17 protein-coding genes are annotated in these 19771 nt (G+C 49.4%); 9 read left to right on the forward strand and 8 right to left on the reverse strand.

Going from position 1 to position 19771, the window contains the following annotated elements; genetic code table 11:
* Positions 1-226: 226 nt before the first annotated feature.
* A complete protein-coding gene (locus tag ACJJIJ_RS15665; protein WP_444937853.1) occupies positions 227-466 on the forward strand; it encodes a hypothetical protein in 240 nt (79 codons plus the stop codon).
* Positions 463-870, forward strand: coding sequence for a L,D-transpeptidase family protein (locus ACJJIJ_RS15670; RefSeq protein ID WP_252083479.1), 408 nt, complete (start codon positions 463-465; stop codon positions 868-870). The genes ACJJIJ_RS15665 and ACJJIJ_RS15670 overlap by 4 nt, the downstream gene beginning before the upstream one ends.
* An 84-nt stretch (positions 871-954) precedes the next feature.
* On the opposite strand, the gene ACJJIJ_RS15675 is transcribed toward ACJJIJ_RS15670, so the two are convergent.
* Together ACJJIJ_RS15675 and ACJJIJ_RS15680 are read right to left on the reverse strand one after the other, a co-directional pair.
* Entirely contained in the window at positions 955-2361 is a 1407-nt protein-coding gene (locus tag ACJJIJ_RS15675) for an alanine/glycine:cation symporter family protein (RefSeq protein WP_444937854.1), read from the reverse strand.
* Positions 2362-2538: 177 nt separating this feature from the next.
* Entirely contained in the window at positions 2539-4044 is a 1506-nt protein-coding gene (locus tag ACJJIJ_RS15680) for an MFS transporter (RefSeq protein WP_252083481.1), read from the reverse strand.
* Between the two features lie 185 nt (positions 4045-4229).
* Here ACJJIJ_RS15680 and ACJJIJ_RS15685 point away from each other — a divergent pair, with 185 nt between their 5' ends.
* Together ACJJIJ_RS15685 and ACJJIJ_RS15690 are read left to right on the forward strand one after the other, a co-directional pair.
* Positions 4230-6671, forward strand: a complete 2442-nt coding sequence (locus ACJJIJ_RS15685) for a glycoside hydrolase family 31 protein (protein WP_444937855.1) — start codon at positions 4230-4232, stop codon at positions 6669-6671.
* Positions 6672-6722: 51 nt separating this feature from the next.
* Positions 6723-8624: an alpha-amylase family protein gene (locus ACJJIJ_RS15690; RefSeq protein ID WP_444937856.1), complete on the forward strand. Its 1902-nt coding sequence runs from the start codon at positions 6723-6725 to the stop codon at positions 8622-8624.
* Positions 8625-8697: 73 nt separating this feature from the next.
* On the opposite strand, the gene ACJJIJ_RS15695 is transcribed toward ACJJIJ_RS15690, so the two are convergent.
* Positions 8698-11244, reverse strand: a complete 2547-nt coding sequence (locus ACJJIJ_RS15695; protein WP_444937857.1) for an alpha amylase C-terminal domain-containing protein — start codon at positions 11242-11244, stop codon at positions 8698-8700.
* A 1582-nt stretch (positions 11245-12826) separates the two neighbouring features.
* Here ACJJIJ_RS15695 and ACJJIJ_RS15700 point away from each other — a divergent pair.
* The 5 genes from ACJJIJ_RS15700 to ACJJIJ_RS15720 all read left to right on the forward strand — a co-directional run bounded on the left by ACJJIJ_RS15700 (position 12827) and on the right by ACJJIJ_RS15720 (position 15550).
* A complete protein-coding gene (locus ACJJIJ_RS15700) occupies positions 12827-13126 on the forward strand; it encodes a hypothetical protein (RefSeq protein WP_444937858.1) in 300 nt (99 codons plus the stop codon).
* Between the two features lie 75 nt (positions 13127-13201).
* Entirely contained in the window at positions 13202-13480 is a 279-nt protein-coding gene (locus ACJJIJ_RS15705) for a Rid family hydrolase (RefSeq protein ID WP_444937859.1), read from the forward strand.
* A 203-nt stretch (positions 13481-13683) separates the two neighbouring features.
* Positions 13684-13992 carry a hypothetical protein gene (locus ACJJIJ_RS15710; protein WP_444899696.1) on the forward strand — a complete coding sequence of 103 codons (309 nt, stop codon included), beginning with the start codon at positions 13684-13686 and terminating at the stop codon, positions 13990-13992.
* Between the two features lie 432 nt (positions 13993-14424).
* On the forward strand, positions 14425-14874 hold the full coding sequence (locus tag ACJJIJ_RS15715) for a GNAT family N-acetyltransferase (protein WP_444937860.1): 450 nt from the start codon (positions 14425-14427) through the stop codon (positions 14872-14874).
* Positions 14875-15070: 196 nt separating this feature from the next.
* A complete protein-coding gene (locus ACJJIJ_RS15720) occupies positions 15071-15550 on the forward strand; it encodes a hypothetical protein (protein WP_444937861.1) in 480 nt (159 codons plus the stop codon).
* A gap of 47 nt (positions 15551-15597) precedes the next feature.
* Here the strand turns inward: ACJJIJ_RS15720 and ACJJIJ_RS15725 are convergent, their stop codons facing one another.
* The 5 genes from ACJJIJ_RS15725 to ACJJIJ_RS15745 form a co-directional block, all read right to left on the reverse strand.
* Complete coding sequence (locus ACJJIJ_RS15725; protein ID WP_444937862.1) at positions 15598-16380, reverse strand: FTR1 family protein; 783 nt, start codon at positions 16378-16380, stop codon at positions 15598-15600.
* A 10-nt stretch (positions 16381-16390) separates the two neighbouring features.
* The gene (locus tag ACJJIJ_RS15730) at positions 16391-16759 is read right to left on the reverse strand and encodes a cupredoxin domain-containing protein (protein WP_444937863.1); all 369 of its coding nucleotides are present in this window, start codon (positions 16757-16759) and stop codon (positions 16391-16393) included.
* Between the two features lie 10 nt (positions 16760-16769).
* On the reverse strand, positions 16770-18113 hold the full coding sequence (locus tag ACJJIJ_RS15735; RefSeq protein WP_444889253.1) for an ATP-binding protein: 1344 nt from the start codon (positions 18111-18113) through the stop codon (positions 16770-16772).
* Positions 18110-18778: a response regulator gene (locus ACJJIJ_RS15740; RefSeq protein WP_252083493.1), complete on the reverse strand. Its 669-nt coding sequence runs from the start codon at positions 18776-18778 to the stop codon at positions 18110-18112. The genes ACJJIJ_RS15735 and ACJJIJ_RS15740 overlap by 4 nt, the downstream gene beginning before the upstream one ends.
* A gap of 147 nt (positions 18779-18925) precedes the next feature.
* On the reverse strand, positions 18926-19771 hold the full coding sequence (locus tag ACJJIJ_RS15745) for an SDR family oxidoreductase (protein WP_444937864.1): 846 nt from the start codon (positions 19769-19771) through the stop codon (positions 18926-18928).

The raw sequence follows: 19771 nt of genomic DNA on the forward strand, positions 1-19771 counted from the left end.
CACGGCCCACTGGCAATAGAGAGGTGTGTAATGCATAACCGACCTTCGCTGCAAAACCATCAAATTATACCTACACGACAGAAAACATCCCTACAAAAGGAACAAGGAGCTCTACGCAAAAACGCTTCGTTCGCCGCTGCGCTGATGGTTGTTGGATCGGCAATATTGGCCCCCCTGGCCTATGCTGCGGATTATTCCAATCCCTATTCCCGCCAGGGCTCAAGGTATGTCGCTCATCAGGGGCATGGAGGGCATTATGACCGCCACTCCAGATATAGCAGAGATTACAGGTACCGGAGAGAGTATAGGGGACACTCCCGATACAATAGGAATCAAAGGAGCTACTCTCGATACAGCAGGAACCAAAGGGCATATTCTCGATACGGCAGATACCAACAAGCTCAACCACAAAATAGCCGGCATATGTGGTTTAAAGGCCATGTACAAGGTACACCGCGTATTGTGATCGACTTAAGTGACCAGATGGCCTACTTCTATAAGGGAGGACGTCTCGCCGGCATGTCCCCGGTCTCTACCGGTAAACCAGGCCATCGAACTCCTACTGGTAACTTTCGTATTTCACAGAAGAAATACAGCCACCGCTCCAACCTGTACGGTCACTATATAAGCTCTCGTGGCCAAGTACTGCGCAGTAATGTGGATGTACGCCGCCATCGCAAGCCTGCCGGGTCTCGCTTCCGCGGAGCCTCAATGGATTACATGATGCGGATTAATGGCCCAGTCACCATGCATGCCGGTTATGTACCCGGTTACCCGGCCTCCCATGGCTGTATCCGCATCCCCTGGCATATGGCGAAGATTTTCTACCGCCACGCCAGAGTCGGCACAAAGGTATCCGTTGTACCTTAGGTAAAATCTAGACACTTGTGAAAAGGCACCATAAAAAAGGCGGACTATTAAGTCCGCCTTTTTCTTTGCCTGGAAAAACGTCTGCTATTGAGAGGCCTCTGCCCCCTCCCGCTTTGCGACTTCCATACGGGTGAAATACGCATGCGCTGCATGGTTTACATGCCGTGCCAGCAGTAATGTGGAAACCATAGTGGGCACAGCCATTACGGCGTACATGCCAATAATAATGCTGTTGACCGCGCTCAAAGAAGCCACCGCACCCAATACAATCAGTATCATATAGAGCCCGGTATAAAGGTCCTGCCAGCGGCCGCCAAAAAGAAAAACATAGCACTTCATACCGTAATACCAGCAGGTAACGATAGTGCTGAAAGCCAGTGGAAGGACCATTAGCAGTAGCAAAATTGGACCAAACTGCCCAAATACCTGAGAAAATGCCTGTGCAGTCAGGGTAACGCCGGCAATATCCCCTTCCTGCTGCCAAGCGCCAGTCAGTAGTATCACCAGGGCAGTGCAAGTGCAGATAATCAGTGTGTCTACAATGGGGCCCAGCATGGCAACCACGCCTTCTCGAACGGGCTCACGGGTTTTCGCTGCACCATGGGCTAAAGACTCTGTGCCTATACCCGCCTCATTAGAAAATGCGCCCCGGCTCACCCCTACTGTGATTACCGAACCCAGAGTACCTCCAGCAATAGCTTGACCGTTGAAAGCATCGGAGAAAATTAGCGCAAATGCTGCCGGTACCTGCTCCCAGAAGCTGGCAATTACCACAAGGGTCATGCCCAAATAAAGCAGCACCATGCCCGGCACTACTCTTGCGGAGAATTTACCGATACGCTGGATACGCCCGGCAATAACGTAGGCCGATGCAACAGCAATTAATAAGCCAATAACAAAATCAAAAGTGAGTGAACCTCCGGGTGCTACCCAACCCAAGGGCTCAGCAAAAGACTCGCGCAGTAGCTGCGTGGTTTGATTGGACTGAAACACCGGCAACATACCGCAGAGTCCCGCCACGGCAAACAGTACTGCCAGCGGCATCCAACGCTGGCCCAACCCCTCACGAATAACATACATGGGGCCACCTTGCAGTTCCCCAGAGGCATCGCGACCGCGAAACATCACCGCCAGCGTCGCTGTATAGAACTTGGTAGCTACCCCCACCAGGGCAGTTATCCACATCCAGAAAATCGCCCCAGGCCCACCAATCGTAATTGCGATGGCAACCCCGGAAATATTGCCCAACCCCAAGGTTCCCGACAGCGCTGTGGAGAGTGCTTGGCTATGATTCACTTGGCCAGGGTCATTGGGGTCATCATATCGGCCACTTAAAAGCCCAATACTGTGCCCAAGATGGCGATAGGGACGGCCACGAGAATAGATTAATAGCGCGAGGCCGCCACCAACGAGTAGTACTAATAAGGGGGGCCCCCAGACAAAACTGGCAAAAGCCTCTAATGCCTGATCAATTGCAGGGAATATCGACATAATTTAATTCATTTCCGGTGAGATCCGCCCAGTCTAGGTACGCTCACACCAGACTGTCAAAATGCCACCATAAAACTTCGTAGCCCCATAAATGCGAAAACTTTGGGAAAACCTGGAATCCCGGCAATAAAAAAGCCCCTAACAGGGGCTTTTCTAACAATCTTTTACAACTTTTTATCAAGCTGTAGTAGTTGCCTTCAATGCGGGCTCGGGTTCAGAACTCTCCCTCACAAGCGCCACCGATATAGCGCCAAGCAACATACACACCCCCGCCAAAACAATGATGTAAATTGCCTGGTTTTCGAAAACTGTTTTCAATATCAAGCCAGCTACCAGGGCGGAAACAATCTGCGGGGCTGCGATAGTGAAATTAAAAATCCCCATATAAACACCAGTCTTATCCGCCGGCAGCGAGTCAGAGAGGATCGCATAGGGCATCGCCAGAATAGCGGCCCAGGCAATGCCCACACCCACCATCGGTAGCAATAATCCCAGGGCGCCACTGGGTACGGAAACTTCTGTAATCAACAGATTCACCTGTGTGGGATCGCCCCCCTGGAAGAACAGGAAGCTGATGTATCCAAAACCGCCCAGTGCCAACGATAGGGAATAAGTGAGCTTACGACCCAACACCTGAGACAAACGGGCCAGGACAATAGAGAAGATCGCTGCGAACAGAGAGTAAGCAGCAAAAATAATTCCTACCCAGTCACCGGCAGCACCCTTAGCGGCAGCGATATGTGCGGGAATTTCTTTGACGCTTTCCAGATAGGCGGGATCAAACCACTTGGCTTCCACTCCCCAAACGTGCTGAGTGATCGCAGGCGTGGTGTAAACCCACATAATAAACAGGGCAAACCAGGAGAAGAATTGCACTAGGGCCAGCTGGCGCATGGTTCGCGGCATTTTAATTAGCAGCTGGAAAAAACCGATCAAGCGCTTTGCCAGTGGGGCTTTTTGCTGTCTCTCCCGCTCCAGTTGCGCGGAGTCGAGACCTTTATAGGCATTGTACTGCTCCGGCGGATACTCCTTGGTACGCAGCACAGTCCATAACACACTGCCCAGAAGCACTGTGGCGCCGATATAGAAAGCCCATATAACGGAGGGCGCCACCTCTCCCGCACTGGCAGTATTTTCCAGACCGATCACATTAGTCAGGATGAATGGCAACATGGAGCCGAAGATGGCGCCAATGTTAATCAGCAAAGACTGTATCGAGTACCCCAGGGTGCGCTGCTCTGATGGCACCATGTCGGACACCAGCGCGCGGAAAGGCTGCATGGTCACGTTAAAGGCCGCGTCCATCAGGGCCAACATAACGCCGCCGAAAATAATTGGGGCCACTATCGCCACCACAATCCCGGCATTGGGCATAAACGCCATCCCCAGGGCTGCGGCGATGGCACCAAAAAGGATAAAGGGGTTGCGGCGACCGAAGCGACTCCAGGTTCGATCCGAGGCCGAACCCACGATCGGCTGTACGATCAGTCCCATGAGCGGCGCTACTATCCAGAACAGGGATAGAGAATGAAGGTCCGCTCCCAGATCTGAAAGAATCCGACTGGCATTGGCATTTTGCAGGGAAAAGCCAAACTGCACACCGAGAAAGCCGAGACTGACATTCCATACCTGCCAGAAGGGCAGACGGGGCTGTTGAATAGGATTGGGCTCTGATTGGCTCATAGGGTCACCGCATCTCTCGTTATGCTTATTTTGCCATTCTGACACGCCCACCACAGACCTCCATCCTCCCCCCAGCGGGGAGGATGCGGGCCAGATTCTGCGCTTTAGGATAAACTCAGGCCCAGCGTACGCGTCGGGCCAACACGAAACTGTGAACCCTAATCAAGCAACTGAAGTCCCGCGCGATGACCCTAAAACTCCCACTCCTGCGCCTGGTGTGCCTCGCAGCTACACTCTGCCTGAGCGCTCAATCCCTGGCCGCTGAACAGCGCAACTACCGCGATCACACCATGAGCGAAGACTCACTAACTGTACAGACGAGTGAGGGCGAGGTCACCCTCACCCCGGTTGGTCCGTCAGCTCTATCGGTGCACTATCGCCGCGAAGGCCTGAAACAGTTGCCCTCATTTGCGTTGGCCACCAATTCTGCCGGCCGATCCGAGGCGACGCTGGAGCAACAAGGGGACAAGCTCGTTTACCGCACTGGCTCGCTTACTGCAGTCATCCACAAGTCTCCCTTCCGAATCGAGTACTTGCGCGGCAGCGAACAAATCCTGAGTGAAGAGAGTGGCTTCTTTGCCACCGAGACGATGCGCGGATTCCGTTTCGCACTGTCACCAGAGGAAAAACTGCTGGGCGGCGGAGAGCGGGTTATGGGGATGGACCGTCGCGGTCAACGCCTGCCCCTGTATAACCGTGCCCATTACGGATACACCACCGAATCCAACCAGATGTATTTTTCCCTGCCAGCAGTACTGTCCAGCAACAAATACATTCTGCTGTTCGACAACTCTGCCACCGGCACCCTGGATCTGGGCGCAAACGAAAAAGATATCCTGCAATTTGAAGCCGTAGCCGGGCGCACCGCTTACATCGTGGTAGCCGGTGAGACTTATCCACAGTTGCTGGAAAATTATGTATCCACCACCGGCAAACAGCCCCTGCCCCCCCGTTGGGCCCTGGGTAACTTCGCCTCCCGCTTTGGCTATCACAGCGAAGCTGAAGTCCGCGCAACCGTGGATAAATTTGCCGAAGAAGATTTCCCCCTGGACGCCCTGGTGTTGGACCTCTACTGGTTTGGCCCGGATATAAAAGGTCATATGGGCAATCTTGCCTGGGACAAGGAAGCCTTTCCCGAACCAGAAAAGATGATGGCCGACCTTAAAAAACGCGGCATAAATACCATCCTGGTGACCGAGCCTTTTGTCCTCTCCACCTCCGAACGCTGGCAGGAAGCCGTGGCGAATAATGCCCTGGCGAAAAACCTGGCCGGAGAGCCCAAGCGTTTTGATTTCTACTTCGGCAATACCGGCCTGATCGATGTCTTCTCCGAAGATGGCCGCGACTGGTTCTGGAATATTTACGACGGGTTATTGGAACAGGGCGTAACCGGCTGGTGGGGCGACTTGGGTGAGCCGGAAGTTCACCCCTCCGATACCGTTCACGCAATCGGTATGGCCGATGAAATCCACAACGTCTTCGGCCACGCCTGGGCGCAATTACTGCACGAACGCCAGACGGCAAAGCACCCTGAGCGTCGCCCCTTTATTATGATGCGCGCCGGTTTTGCCGGCTCCCAGCGCTACGGAATGATCCCCTGGACCGGCGACGTCGCTCGGGAATGGGGTGGCTTACAGCCCCAGGTGGAATTGGCTCTGAGTATGGGCTTGCTGGGCTTTGGCTACACCCATTCAGACCTGGGCGGCTTTGCCGGCGGTGAGAAATTTGACCGCGAACTCTACATCCGCTGGTTACAGTACGGCGTATTCCAACCGGTTTACCGCCCGCACGCCCAGGAGCATATTGCTTCCGAACCGGTTTTCCACGATCGCCGCACCCGCGATATCCTGCGCGAATATGTAAAACTGCGCTATCGCCTGCTGCCCTACAACTACACCCTCGCCTTCGAAAACAGCCAGACCGGCATGCCACTGATGCGTCCGCTGTTTTTCGAAAATGAAAGTGACCTATCTCTCCTGGACTACAAGGATGCCTACCTTTGGGGGCAGGACTTCCTCGTTGCCCCAGTCGTGGAAGAAGATGTGGATGAGGTCGCGGTAAAACTGCCCGGCGGCACTTGGTTCGATTACTGGACTGATGAACAATATTCTGGCGATCAGGCCCAGGTAGAAGTGGACCTGAAAACTATTCCTGTGCTGGTGCGGGCCGGCGCCATTATTCCCACCATTGACGATGTCCACAGCAGTCGTGATTACTCCAGTAAAAACCTGACCCTGGACTACTACGCGCACCCATCAGCAGCAAAGTCCGAGCGCTATGTTTATGAAGATGATGGCTCTACTGCGCAGGCTTTTGAAAAAGGCAAATACGAGAAGCTACATTTCTCAGCTGACAACAAACAGCAGGGTTTAGCCTTCGTCTTTAATCGCGAAGGAGCCGGTTATACCGGTATGCCGGAATCTCGCACGGTCACTTTAAAGATCCACAACTGGCAACAAGTGCCCGTGCAGCTCGATATTAGCGGCGAATCCCTGCCTATTTTCGACAGTGAAAAAGACTTTACTCAGGCACCCCGTGGGGCCTGGTACAACAAGCGCAAGCAGCAACTGCTGGTTAAATTTGACTGGCACAAAGAACCGCTGGATTTAGTGCTCAAAAATCAATAATTCAGCAAACCGCTGTTCACTGACAAAAAAATTTAAAGTCATCAGGAAACAATGAAGAAGTTACATTCCCTGTTTATTGCCAAACTCCTTTCGGCTTCCCTACTAGGTGCTGCTCTATTCGGCACTGCCGGCTGCAGCCAGGAGAGCAGCCCGGAAGAAATACAGCACGCTGAAAAAATTGTGGAGAAAAAAGCTGTTATCTACCAAGTGCTACCGCGCTTATTTGGCAACACTAACAGTACCAACAAACCCTGGGGCACACTCGAAGAGAATGGTGTGGGCAAGTTCTCCGACTTTACCCCAAAAGCACTGAATGAAATCCACGCGCTGGGCGCCACCCATATCTGGTACACCGGCGTCCTGCACCACGCGCTCGTTGGCGACTATACGGAATACGGTATCAGTAACGATGATCCAGATGTGGTCAAAGGCCGCGCCGGCTCTCCCTATGCCATCAAGGATTACTACAGCGTAAACCCAGACCTGGCAAATAACCCAGCAGAGCGATTACAGGAATTCCGCGCACTGGTGGAACGCAGCCACGAGGCCGGCCTGAAAGTAATTATCGATATAGTGCCTAACCATGTAGCCCGCGCCTATCATTCTCTCGATAAACCCCAAGGCGTGCAGGATTTTGGAGCTGGCGACAACACCCAGGTCACCTATGCCCGCAACAACAATTTCTACTATGTGGTGGGCGAAGACTTCCGCGTACCCGTTGCAGAAGACAGTTATCAGCCTCTCAATGGCGAAGCCAATGATCTTGTCGATGGGCAGTTTATAGAGAGTCCAGCGAAATGGACCGGTAATGGCGCGCGCAGTGCACAACCTGCCATGCACGACTGGTATGAAACCGTCAAAATTAATTTTGGCGTTCGCCCCGATAACAGTAAGAATTTTTCTGAGCTACCCCAGGAATATGCCGAGCGCGACTACCGGGCCCACGCCCAGTTTTGGGCAGACAAGAAAGTCCCGGACACCTGGGAAAAATTCCGCGATATCGCCCACTACTGGCTGGACTTTGGAGTCGATGGATTCCGCTATGATATGGCCGGTATGGTACCGGTAGAATTCTGGAGCTACCTGAATTCCTCCATCAAAATGCGCAACCCCAACACACTGTTACTTGCCGAAATCTATACTCCAGAGCGCTATCGAGATTATCTGCATCTGGGCAAAATGGATTACCTCTACGATAAAGTCGGCACTTACGACGCTATTCGTGCGGTCATGGAGAACAAGGGCAGCACAGATAAAATCGCACAGGTACAGGCAAGCCTGGTAGATATCTCCTCTCATATGTTGCGCTTTATGGAGAACCACGACGAGCAGCGTATTGCCAGCCCACAATTTTCTGGCAACCCAGAGGCTGGTAAACCTGCAATGCTGGTATCTGCCGTGCTCTCTCCAGCCCCTACCTTAGTTTACTTTGGCCAGGAGTTAGGAGAGCCCGCCAACAAAGATGCCGGCTTCGGTAAAGCCAGCCGCACCACCATTTTCGACTACTGGTCAGTACCCAGTGTGCGCCGCTGGAACAATGAGGGCGCTTTTGACACTGCACTGCTGACAAAAGAAGAAAAAGAGCTGCGCAGCTTCTACCAGCGCCTGCTTAATTTCTCCAAACAGAGCCCGGCCCTGCTTGGCGATTATCTGGACTTGCACAGCTACAACCGCAAACAGGATAGCGGCTATGGGGAAAAACAATTTTCTTTTGCGCGCTGGAATAAAACGGAAAAACTCTTGATCGTTGCAAATTTTGATCGAGAGGCCAGCAAATTCGAACTGCTGATCCCCAATGAGCTACTTAAACAGTGGAAACTGAAAGACGGCAGCTATGCATTAGAAGGGCAGATCAGCAATGCGAAGCAACAGCTGGTTATCCAAAATGGCCAGGGGCGAATAACACTTAATCTTCCCCCCTTTGAAGGCCATATCTTCAAGCTTGACAATTGACTAGCAAATACAGTCTTTTATTACAGAAAACCCGGCTCGAAGCCGGGTTTTCTGTATCAATACTAGATAATATTCACTGGGCTACCAGACTATAAATCAAGGTCTGATCATTCATCTGCACCTTATAGTTCCCTGTAACGGAGGTGTAAATATCAGAACCACCCTGCTCCAAAGTTCCATTAGAGTCACTATCACCATAGTTTTCACTCCAATCGTCACTCACATCAAACTTAAAACGTTGCTGGGATTGACCATCGAAGTTAACCGAAATTTCCCAAAGGTTGTCCGCCACTAACTGCATAGCCTCAGCTCCCCAGTTATTTGGCGTTCTACGAAAGTGTAGAGAGGCAAAATTAGAGGCATGGCTGCCGCAATCCACACAAGTCAGGGTATAACTGAGTGTTTTATCATTCACTTCAACAAGATAAGTACCAGACACATTGGTATAAATATCATTGCCTCCCTGCTCCAGAGAACCATCGGCATTGTTGTCCCCGTAATTTTCATCCCAGTTAGTGCTTACATCAAATTTAAAACGCTGGTTGCTACTGCCATCAAATACAACCGTAGTACGCCAGATATTATCTGCTATCAGAGTCATGGCCTGGGTGCCCCAGCTATTGGGCGTTCCCCGAAAATGCAGTGCCGTGAAGTTCTGTGCATAGCCTCCGTTGGGGTCAGTCACAGTAATGGCGGCAGTGGCACTGTCAGTCAGGCCATCGTTATCCGTTACCGTTACGGTTTCTGTATAGGTTCCAGCGTTGGCAAAACTCAGGGAAGTACTAGCGTTGCTGCCACCACTACTCCAGCTATAAGACACCACACTGCCATCGGTATCGTTAGAAGCGCTGGCATCCAACGTGATACTTTCATTGACCGCAACGGTTACTGCTGAGGGAGTGACAACCGCAACCGGTGCCTGCTGTGAGGAAACTTCAGTTAGGCTATAGCTCAGGCTCTGGTCGTTGACTTCGATTCGGTAATTACCGCTCACAGAGGTATAAATATCTGCACCGGTCTTATCCAAAGTACCATCGGCACCATCATCGCCATAGTTCTCTGTCCAATCACCATAAATATCCAGCTTAAAGCGCTGGTCCGCCTGACCATCAAAGTTCACAACTAATTGCCAGGTATTATCGCCCACTTGTTCGAATGCTGTACTACCCCAGTTGTTGGCGGTACCGCGAAAGTAAAGGCTGGGGAAACCAGGTTCAGCACAATCGTCACAAGGCGTCGCCAATTGCCCACCATGGATTGCCGCGGCAGAGTTAGCAGCGACATTAAAGGTGGCATAGCCGCTACTATCTACAGTAATCACCTCGCCACTACACTCGTTATCGCCCGCCAACACATTGCAATAATCCCCTGCAGGCATGCCGGTGTAGAGCGTCTGGTTCAGAGAGCCCCCCTCATTATTGATCACCACAAATCCTTTGTTGCCACGGCCAAAGGCAATCTGGTTGTTGTCATTGTCCCACCAATTATTCATGGCAGTGCCATTGGTATAGTTACGAAAACCTACCATGTTGGCGATATTGCCCCAGCGATGCTGGCAGACCCAGGCACCATTTTGACAGTTATTCGGGCCACTGCTGGGAGGGCCAATGTCGGTATCGGTAAAGTTATACCCGGACATTACCTTGGGGTAGCCATAGGGATGAGCCAGCATAAAGACATTGGCCAGATTGTATTTGTCTCCATCGTGATAAGTCAGATTCCCACCGCCACCATGGCCTCGCTCGCGATCATGGTTATCAATAAAATGAACGGCATCACTCGAGGAGAGCAGTCCCCAGCTTTCACCAATAGTGGCAAGATTTTTAATCTGACCGTTAAAGTTGCTGGCTACATCAGTGCCATATTTAAATTCAGTAACCCGACCTAGAAAAGTATAATTATAAGGCTGGATTTCTGAGGCCTCACCGGCAGCACCAATAACCTCTGAAAATACCCAGGGGTTGCCAGCTTGATTCACAATTGCCTGTAAATCACCGAGGGACATGTGCTTGACGGCATCAATACGGAAGCCATCAACTCCCATGCCTTTTAATTTACTCAGGTAACCAGCGAGTTTTCCCTGCACATAACTGGAGCCAGTATCCAAATCTGGCAAACCACTCAACCGACAGCTCCACACATGATTGGCATCATTGTAGTTATTAATGGTGCAATCGGAGTGATAGTCGTTATCAGAAAACTCCGGATGGTCCAGCAAGGTCCACTGAGTGCCTCCCCAACCGGTGCCACCGCCATTCCAGGCCGCCGTATGGTTAATTACCGCATCGGCGTAGACTTTTACACCTGCTGCATGACAACGATTGATCATGCTTTGCAGTTCCTGCTCAGTACCGCTGCGACTGGTTAAGTTGGTATAAGTCACTGGCTGGTAGCGCGCCCACCAGGTGGACAGGCTGATATGCTCATTAGGTGGAGATATTTGCACCGCATCAAAACCCTTAGGCCCAAGAAAGTTCTCACACTCACTGGCAATATCATTCCAGCTCCACTCGAATAAATGTACAAAAGCGGTACCGGCATTAACGTGGGCACTTGATAGTGTACCAAGTACAAGGCCTGTACTGGCCAGTAGCCTTTTTAGGGGAAATGGACTGTTCATTATTGCTTTCTCTTAGTCATCTTTTCGCTGTTATTTTTTATAAGCCAGGTATCTGAGCCCTCAATCACACAAACAGCGGATCAAGAGGACTAGATTTCCTGAATTTGAATACCAAAGTCACCGATTGAGAAACAGTAAGCTCTGAAGCTGAGAAAGGTTCTTCCAACAAAGGTAAAAGAAGCCAAGGGCACAACAGTCAATATGAGGTTCAAATTGCCAGGCATTCACGGCTAGGCTCAGCAGCCGGATACATCCAAGCGAAAAGCTGGTATCCCTGTGAGCAAATGACTGTCATAGAATGACAGGCAAGGAAATAGATCAACCTAGTTATTGTTGTTATACCTAACTCAAAGAGTGCTTCTAACCTAGCAACTCTGACACAAGTGCCCACCCTCTCTGGGGTATGACCTATTGCAGAGTAAAGAAATGGTACTAACGCACACATCCCCCTTCAGGGGGGCGTAGTAGTTTTATCTGCAGGGATTTGAACTTAGTGACATGAGAAGCAGTGCAGTGCTCAAAAAAGCAACAAGATTGATTTTTAGTGGCCGCCAGTAAGTTAAGATGAATTAGTGAGGATGGAGAGCTTAAAACCCAGCATTTAAATCAAGTGACTTAAGCTCGTAGAAATCAACTTATGATAAACAAAGCAATTTTAGCCCTAATTACACAAGGTTTGTTGTAGTCTCAAGCAGTATAGGGTTCTAACCTACCGCTTGTAGACAGCCCTCAAAATTATTAATTCTCTTTTTTTCAAGGCTACCCTTCCTGCTTAATAATAACCATTGCTGTAGCACCTGAATAACTCAGATCCTTTTTACACAAGTAATCAATTTGACCAAAATTTTTAGCTCTTTGTGACTGTTATTTCTGGATCAAGCCTGATACAAGATAAAATAATTGAGGTCAATATCTTAAGCCAACAAGTAATTATTAGGGTAGTGGTCACCATGACTACCACTTCAAATATGACATTAGTACCAAATCAATATAAGCTACTGATTTAGCTTACTTTTCAGAAAATTGATGTGAAATTGCCTCCGGAATAAAAATCAGGATAATAGTGGTCGTGATTATCACTATATAAATCTTAAATTTCATTATGGTTATATTCGCTGTTACAAGAAAAGGCTACTTAGAATTAGAGCCGATAATTAAATCAGCCCTATATCCAGTATGGGTAGGGGGTGATGTGCTGAATGAACAGGAGCTAGATTCGCTACGTTCAAGTAATATTGATCTAACCAACTTCAGTTACACGATTGCCCCTTGCGATGATAGAGCTCTAGATGAGGCATTAATCACGATTGCAGAGCATCATCCGAATGAGCGGGTTTGGCTAGAGTATTTGCCTAAAATTTAAAAAGCGGTTGAAGTCTCTGCATAATACGAGGCTGGCATAACTTACGCTATGCTCCAGCCGCCCCTAACCCGAACGCCATAAATCATGAACAGGCTCAGCACACAAGACACATAGAAATCTAACAAGTAATAGTGTAATCATGATCACTAGTTATCTAACAATCATAAGCAGTAGATCACTTATAAAGTCGCACCTCTACTTTAAGGGATATGATGCACGATGAGTAAATTCAAGTCGACTACCATCGCGATTTATGGCGGTGCTTTAGCGTTGGTAATTGGGCTCATTGCATTTGCGCTAAATTGGAATGTCTGGGGCGGCGGTATGCCTGGGTACAAGATATTTCTATTTCCAGGAAACTTGACTCTTGTATATGTTTGGCACCCACTGCTAACTGAAGAAATAGATTTCTGGCCGAAACTCTTTCTCCACTCGCTAGGTCAATTTACAGTAGCATCTGTTATTGTTTGGTTAAATACTGTTACGATAAGAAAACTACTCGCTATTCGTGCCTTGTAATGTGCAGAAGTAACTTCGATCTTATAGGCCTGTACTCACTACGTTACAGTGGGTGTTTTACTCAAGTAGGGAAACATGAGAAAACTAATCTCCTCAGGTTCTCACCTGGAAGAGCCGATAGGCTTTTCAAGAGCGTGCCGAATTGGAAACCTAATTTCTGTTTCTGGTACGGCACCTATCAAAGATGGCCAGACCGCTTACATAGGTGATGTGTATGCTCAAACGAAGTACTGTCTGGAGCTTTCGATGAAGGCCATACTAGAAGCAGGAGGGAAACCGACGGGTATCATCAGAACCCGTATCATGCTTACCGATATATCCCGCTGGGAAGAAGCAGCAAAAGCACATGGATAGCTATTTTCTACAATAAAGCCTGCTTGCACATTTGTTGAGGTAAGTCGCTTTATAGATCTGGCATGGCTTGTGGAAACAGAAATGGATTGTGTATTGGGCCAGATATAAAAATTCGCTGAAGTACGCTCCACCCGTCACTGAACAAGTTTACGACGCGTTAATATTACCCGAACCGCCACCTTATCCCTGTATTAAGATTTTATATGAACTGGAAAGCACTAATAGAATTCGGAGCCCCTAGGCAATCTCATCAGCCGCCAATTATCAACTTGCTGATAGCTTCAGGTATATTTTTAGGGCTAATTCCTTGGCTTGTGCTGGATGGAAAATTCCTCCTAACAAAGGGACGTTTCCGTCCAGAAGAAATTCTTTTAACAGTCAAAGATCAACCTGTCTTTTTTTGGATTCTAGCCTTCTTCGCCTTCATTTGCGGTGTTGTGTGCTTGCTATCTAGCGTCGGAGATTATCAACTGAATGTTCGAGCACAAAAACTTAATAATCGCAGACAGTAAACTGGAGTTCTTACTGGTTCCTAGAGGACTGCTCAGGCAGCACCAGCGGTGAAAAACCATAATTTGAAATGGAACTCTTGTATTAGCTTGTTTGACTCCACTTATGATAGTAGCCTCACATGTATTTTATGAGAAAAATGACTGTATGCCTGCATCAAAAAAGGAAAACATCTATAATCCTGCACTGGCAAAAGAAAGCCAAGAAAATTCTCGCGAAGTTTATTACCTATTCAACATATTGATGTATATGCTTGTGATAACTGCGAGTTGAAAAGCAAAGTTCTCAATAAAGCCAAGTGCCTAAAGACCATAGAACAGCAGCTAGTGATTCAAGTAAACCCACAATGTAGAACAAAGGCACTCACTGCTCTGTATTCTCCCTCTATAAATTAATATTAGTCTTCCCATTGTATATAAAAAGGATTTATATCATTGAACATTAACTTACGAGAAATAACAAAAGATAACTGGGTCGATATGATTGACCTTGACATCACAAAAGAGCAGGAAAACTATGTTGCTCTTCCTTCAGAAGCTATTGCCGCATCTAAGTTTTATGATCATTATATCAATCGAGGCGTTTATCTTGGGGATAAGCCCATTGGATTTATCCAATATTACCCAAATCATGAGGGTGGCAAACCAAACGAAATCTTTATAGATCAATTATTGATCGATGCCAGCTTACAAGGTCAAGGCTACGGTTCGGAAGCCGTGAAACTTGTTTTAGCTGAAATCAAGCAGCTTGAAGGCTTTAATTCTGTATCCATTTGCTACGTTGAAGGACATGACATCATGAAACCTTTTTTCGAGCGTTTTGGATTTAAAGTCGTAGATCAGGATGAGTTCGATGAAACGATTATGGAGCTCCATTATACTTAAGGACACTTCTTCGATATATATTTCACATAGCGGTAGGGTTCATATTTAGCTGGTTAAAACTTTTTAATGATTTTATAAACTATTAAGGTATGGTGACTGACCTAGCAGTACCGGCTATATATTTTTATTTATGGAATATACGATAAAACCACTATGTAGAAGACTTCATATTTAAAATTCTAGTAGTTAGTAGACCATGAGTTTATCCAAAAAATGTATCATCACTGATGGCACAGTAACTATTAAGAGAAACTCTTACTGTGTTATCTTTATTGTTTTAGCAGGATTAAGCTTGCTAACTTTATATATCGCTAATATCACGCTGGATCTTGGTCCTGAGTGGGTTGTTCTCTGTGTATCTCCTATATGGCTCTCCACCTTAATTGGCCTAAGGGGACAGCTCTTCCCTATGCAGACAAAAATAGACTTTAATAGAGAGATAGTGTTCATGAGAGGGCTAATCCCATGGAAATGGAAGCCCATGTGCAGATTAAAATGGGGGCTAAAAGACCTATATATTTCAAACTATATTATGAACACTAAGCACACACCAGCCGCAAAATTTAATACACTCTGTCTCAAAGCAGGATTGCGTGAATATGTGTTATTTGAAAGTATGGATGATTCGGCCATAAGAATGAAAGACTATATTTACGAGAATGCCCTCAATCAATAAGAAAAGGCGTAAATAAACCCTCATGGAATAACTTATCTACCCACTGGTTAATCTCTGGAACACCTATAATAAACACCCCCAAGCACGCACAGCATAAGAAAAATACTGCCTGCGTAGGCCATTACTTCCAGAGGGGTTGGTGTGGCTTCGTAGCCAGCTATAGCAAAGAGTAGCTGTCCTGGGATTGAGTCCTCCCTTAATAGTTGGGAGCTATCCCAGAGGGGCTCTTGCCCAGGCAGTAAATTTGCTTGAATGAATAATTGCGTGGCCTGAAGAATCATTCCGGCTGCCAATATGGTGAGTAATATACAGGAGGTCATCAAAGTATATTTGGGTGATAGACTACATAAAAAGTAATAAAATAATGCACCTAAGCTATAGCCGATACCGGCACCTAGCAATGCACCGATTATTACGGAAGGTAAGAGTGGTGGGTGCAGCCAAAAGGAAGTAAGGTAAACATAAACTTCTGACCCCTCACGCATAATTGCGAGTGTGACTGCCAGTAGCATAGCCCCCTGTATGATGGGTAAATGATATTGCTGCTTACGCCAGTTAAGTAACAACAAGGTGGTGACTATTGCTAATAATATATAGATTGTGATTAATATTCCGGCATTCACCAGCTCCTGACCTGTACCATTTAGCGCCTGGGAGACCCTCACAAGGTTTTCACCATAGACGATTGCAGCCAATCCACCGAGTAATAGCGCGATATAAAACCAGCGGTCGCGAAGATCCAGCATTCGGGTAGTCGCCAATAGCACACTGAGCAGCAGCGCCACTTCCAACACTTCCCGCAGTACTACCATTACAGAGGTTAACAACATAAGCCTTTCGCTACTGTGCGATAATTTTTCCTTGAGCCGTTATAGGATGGAATTCACCAAAAAACAGATATTCTCCCGCGGGCAAAGGGCCAATAAATAGCACTGCCTTGCTATTGCCCATGATCACTTTTTTTCGGTTGAGCTGGTAACTCTCAAATTCTTCTGGAGAGGCATCTCGATTGTAGATCACCAGTTTAATCTCCGTATCAGCGGGTACTATCAGTTCTGAAGGGTTAAAAAGATGGTTGTGGATTTCTAATTTCACAGTGGGTTTATTGGTATCTGGAGCGCAGGCACTGAATAAAATTGAAGCCAAAATCCAAATGCCAGCAGCCAAAGCACCAATCCTTTTCTGCTTGTTATAGTTTTTTTTTCGCACTTGTAAGTAGCTACGCATTCTTGCTCTCCTTTGCTTTTTTAAAACGCACGGTTATTGAAAGCCCTTGGCCAAAATGTGACTGGCCGAGTTCGATTGAAGCTTCGTGAAGGCGTGCGATATGCTGCACAATGGAAAGGCCCAATCCGCAACCGGGGGCTGTGCTCTGGTGGCCGTCGCCACCCACTCGATAGAACCGTTCAAAAACCCTAGGGTACTCTTTCTCTGGAATCCCCGGCCCGGAATCCTCCACTTGTAGAAGAATATCCCCTCTGATTAACCGGGTACTCACTTGTACATGGCCCTCCTCAGGAGTGTATTTCGCCGCATTGCGCAGGAGATTTTTTAAAAGAATAGTCAGTGCGAAACGGTCGCCACGCAGAAATACCCTACCGCCCAGCAGTTCCACCTGTTGCTTTCTCTGAGCAAAGATCGGGTATTCCTCTGCCAAAACCTCTCGTGCCAGGGCATGAAGATTGAGTATTTCAAAGCGCGCCGGGTAGTGTTCGGGTGTAGTGCGAAATAAATCCAGCATTTGCTCTACCAGGTGCGCCATACGCTGAACACTATCTTCCAGCTTAACCAGGCTCTGAGGCATTACTGTTTGCCCTGTCCCCTTAAAATCACTCTCCAGATTATGCGCGTGTACCTGTATGGCGGCGATGGGCGTGCGCAGTTCGTGGGCAGCATCGGCAGAAAAACGCCGCTCGCGCTCAAAAGAGGCCTGCAGGCGCGCGAGTAACGCATTAATGGATTGCACCACCGGGAGCAGTTCCTGTGGGGGACTACCCTCTGACAGTGGTGTCAGGTCTTCGGCGCGTTTGCTATGCAGATCTTCGGCGAGTTTGCGCAAACTGGAAAGGCCGCGCCCCACTACAAACCAAATCAGCAACCCGGCAATCGGTAGGCCCAACAGTATCGGGAGTACTGCGGCAATCGCTAGTTTTTCTGCCAGTTGGTAACGCAGGTCAGATCTCTCGGCAACGATAATCCAGTGGCCATTATCGGGAAAGTATTCTGCGAGACTGCGCCAACGATAGCCCGAGAAATTTATTTCCTTAAAGCCAACGGCAAATTCACTGAGGGGTTGCTTCGGGGCATCGGCGGAGCGCACCAGTAATTTCTTATCCTCCGACCACACCTGCATCACCATAGCCTCGGGCTGGGCCACCACCCGCTCGGCCCCTGTTGCCACCGGCATATCTGCCAATAACCTGGCGGAGGCGCTTAATTGGCGGTCAAACAGACGCTGCGCTTCCGCCATGGTATCGCGGTAGCCGTGCAGCGCCGAGACAAAATTGACCAGCATGATGATGCTGAGCAACGCGATCAGCAGAAAAATACGGATAGATTTCATGCGCCGCCAGCCGCTTCCAGTTTGTAGCCAACGCCGCGAATGGTCTGAATAAACTCTGGATAGATTTTTTTGCGTAAATTGTGGATATGCACATCCACAGTATTGCTGGAAACCTCCTCGCCCCAGCTGTACAGCTTATCTTCCAGCTGTTCGCGACTGAGAATATGGCCCGGGCGCTCGGCCAAGGCGCGCAGCAGGCTGAATTCCCGTCGCGACAGTTTTATTTCCTGCCCAGCCCTGGCCACGGTATGGCTGGATAAATTAATGGCCACATCGCCAATCAGGATTTCCGCACTGAGGCCGCTGCCACCGCGCCTTTCCAGAGCACGCAGGCGCGCCAGTAGCTCGTCTACCGCAAAGGGCTTGGTTAGATAGTCATCGGCACCGGCATCCAGGCCCTGCACTTTAGAGGGGAGATCATCGCGGGCGGTGAGAATCAATACCGGCGAGCGAATCGATTTTGCCCGCAACCGTTTCAACACCTCCACACCATCCAGGTCGGGCAGGCCCAGATCGAGAATAATCACATCCGGTATCGCCGCCTGTGCCAGAGCAATGCCCTCACTGCCGCGGGCCGCGTGATCAACGGCATAGCCCCCTCTCTGCAGGGCGGTGACCATCCCCTCGGCCAGGGATTGGTTATCTTCGATCAGCAGGATGCGCATTGGCCTGGGCTCTTCAGCAATGAAAACAGGTAAGGAGAGCGCGGTGCAACGCCCTCCCCCACCGCCAGAGCATAGTGCCTTTGCCGGGGCAGTGGATGGCGTGGGAGCGGTTGTTAAATTGGTTGTTGAATGAAAAGGCCGGCGCGCTCAGAGCGCGCTGGGAGCCGTCCTATCCTGTACTGTTGGCGGAGTTTCCCCGCGGGCAAATTGGCGAACCAGGGGCAGTTTCTTTGCCAGCGCGCTATCTACCAGAGAGGGCAGGAGCGCATTGACCTTGATAAACAGGCGTTCGGGCCAGCCGATAAAGCGCCTGCGGCAGTGTTTACTCTGGAGCAGACGCAGACATTGGGCGGCGACAAATTGTGGCGAGTCGGACTTGTTACCGAGTGCCCGATTCAAGTCGTTAACTGCGTCACTGTTGAGAGGGGTATCCACCGCCCTGGGCGCCAGGTAGTGCACACGAACCTTACTGCCCGCCAACTCCCGGCGCAGGGTTTCGGTAAAGCCGTGCAGCCCCGCTTTACTGGCACCATAGGCCCCAAAGCCCGGATGACCGATATGACCAAAGGCCGAGCCGATATTAATAATCGCGGCGCCTTCGCTGCGTTGCAGTATTGGCAGCAGGTCGCGGGTCAGCGCCATGGGCGCGATCAGGTTGGTATGCAGCAGCTGACTAAGTTCCACATCGCCGATATCGCTGAGCAGGGAAAAGGACGCGATACCGGCATTGTTGATCAACACATCCACACCAGCCGGTAATTGCTTGCAGCTGCGCACCAGCTCGGCGCGAGCGGCCCGGTCACACAGATCGGCTACCAACACCTGGTGCCGGTCACTGTGGGGTAGCTCCGCTTTTACCTGCTGCAGGCGCGCGGCATTGCGCCCCTGCAGTAGCAGCCGGTGGCCCTGCTCGGCTAGCAGACGACTGATGGCCGAGCCAATTCCGCCGCTGGCGCCGGTGACCAGCACCGTGAGCGTTTCTTTTGCTGTCAT

It is taken from the genome of Microbulbifer mixtoriginis (SeqCode) (assembly GCF_052467945.1).

What these genes read in the sequence shown, in the direction of transcription:
- ACJJIJ_RS15665 (WP_444937853.1), top strand. Translation starts at nt 227, where the DNA reads ATGTCGCTCATCAGGGGCATGGAGGGCATTATGACCGCCACTCCAGAT.
- ACJJIJ_RS15675 (WP_444937854.1), bottom strand. Translation starts at nt 2,361, where the DNA reads ATGTCGATATTCCCTGCAATTGATCAGGCATTAGAGGCTTTTGCCAGT.
- ACJJIJ_RS15680 (WP_252083481.1), bottom strand. Translation starts at nt 4,044, where the DNA reads ATGAGCCAATCAGAGCCCAATCCTATTCAACAGCCCCGTCTGCCCTTC.
- ACJJIJ_RS15685 (WP_444937855.1), top strand. Translation starts at nt 4,230, where the DNA reads ATGACCCTAAAACTCCCACTCCTGCGCCTGGTGTGCCTCGCAGCTACA.
- ACJJIJ_RS15690 (WP_444937856.1), top strand. Translation starts at nt 6,723, where the DNA reads ATGAAGAAGTTACATTCCCTGTTTATTGCCAAACTCCTTTCGGCTTCC.
- ACJJIJ_RS15695 (WP_444937857.1), bottom strand. Translation starts at nt 11,244, where the DNA reads ATGAACAGTCCATTTCCCCTAAAAAGGCTACTGGCCAGTACAGGCCTT.
- ACJJIJ_RS15700 (WP_444937858.1), top strand. Translation starts at nt 12,827, where the DNA reads ATGAGTAAATTCAAGTCGACTACCATCGCGATTTATGGCGGTGCTTTA.
- ACJJIJ_RS15705 (WP_444937859.1), top strand. Translation starts at nt 13,202, where the DNA reads ATGAGAAAACTAATCTCCTCAGGTTCTCACCTGGAAGAGCCGATAGGC.
- ACJJIJ_RS15710 (WP_444899696.1), top strand. Translation starts at nt 13,684, where the DNA reads ATGAACTGGAAAGCACTAATAGAATTCGGAGCCCCTAGGCAATCTCAT.
- ACJJIJ_RS15720 (WP_444937861.1), top strand. Translation starts at nt 15,071, where the DNA reads ATGAGTTTATCCAAAAAATGTATCATCACTGATGGCACAGTAACTATT.
- ACJJIJ_RS15725 (WP_444937862.1), bottom strand. Translation starts at nt 16,380, where the DNA reads ATGTTGTTAACCTCTGTAATGGTAGTACTGCGGGAAGTGTTGGAAGTG.
- ACJJIJ_RS15735 (WP_444889253.1), bottom strand. Translation starts at nt 18,113, where the DNA reads ATGAAATCTATCCGTATTTTTCTGCTGATCGCGTTGCTCAGCATCATC.
- ACJJIJ_RS15740 (WP_252083493.1), bottom strand. Translation starts at nt 18,778, where the DNA reads ATGCGCATCCTGCTGATCGAAGATAACCAATCCCTGGCCGAGGGGATG.
- ACJJIJ_RS15745 (WP_444937864.1), bottom strand. Translation starts at nt 19,771, where the DNA reads ATGACAGCAAAAGAAACGCTCACGGTGCTGGTCACCGGCGCCAGCGGC.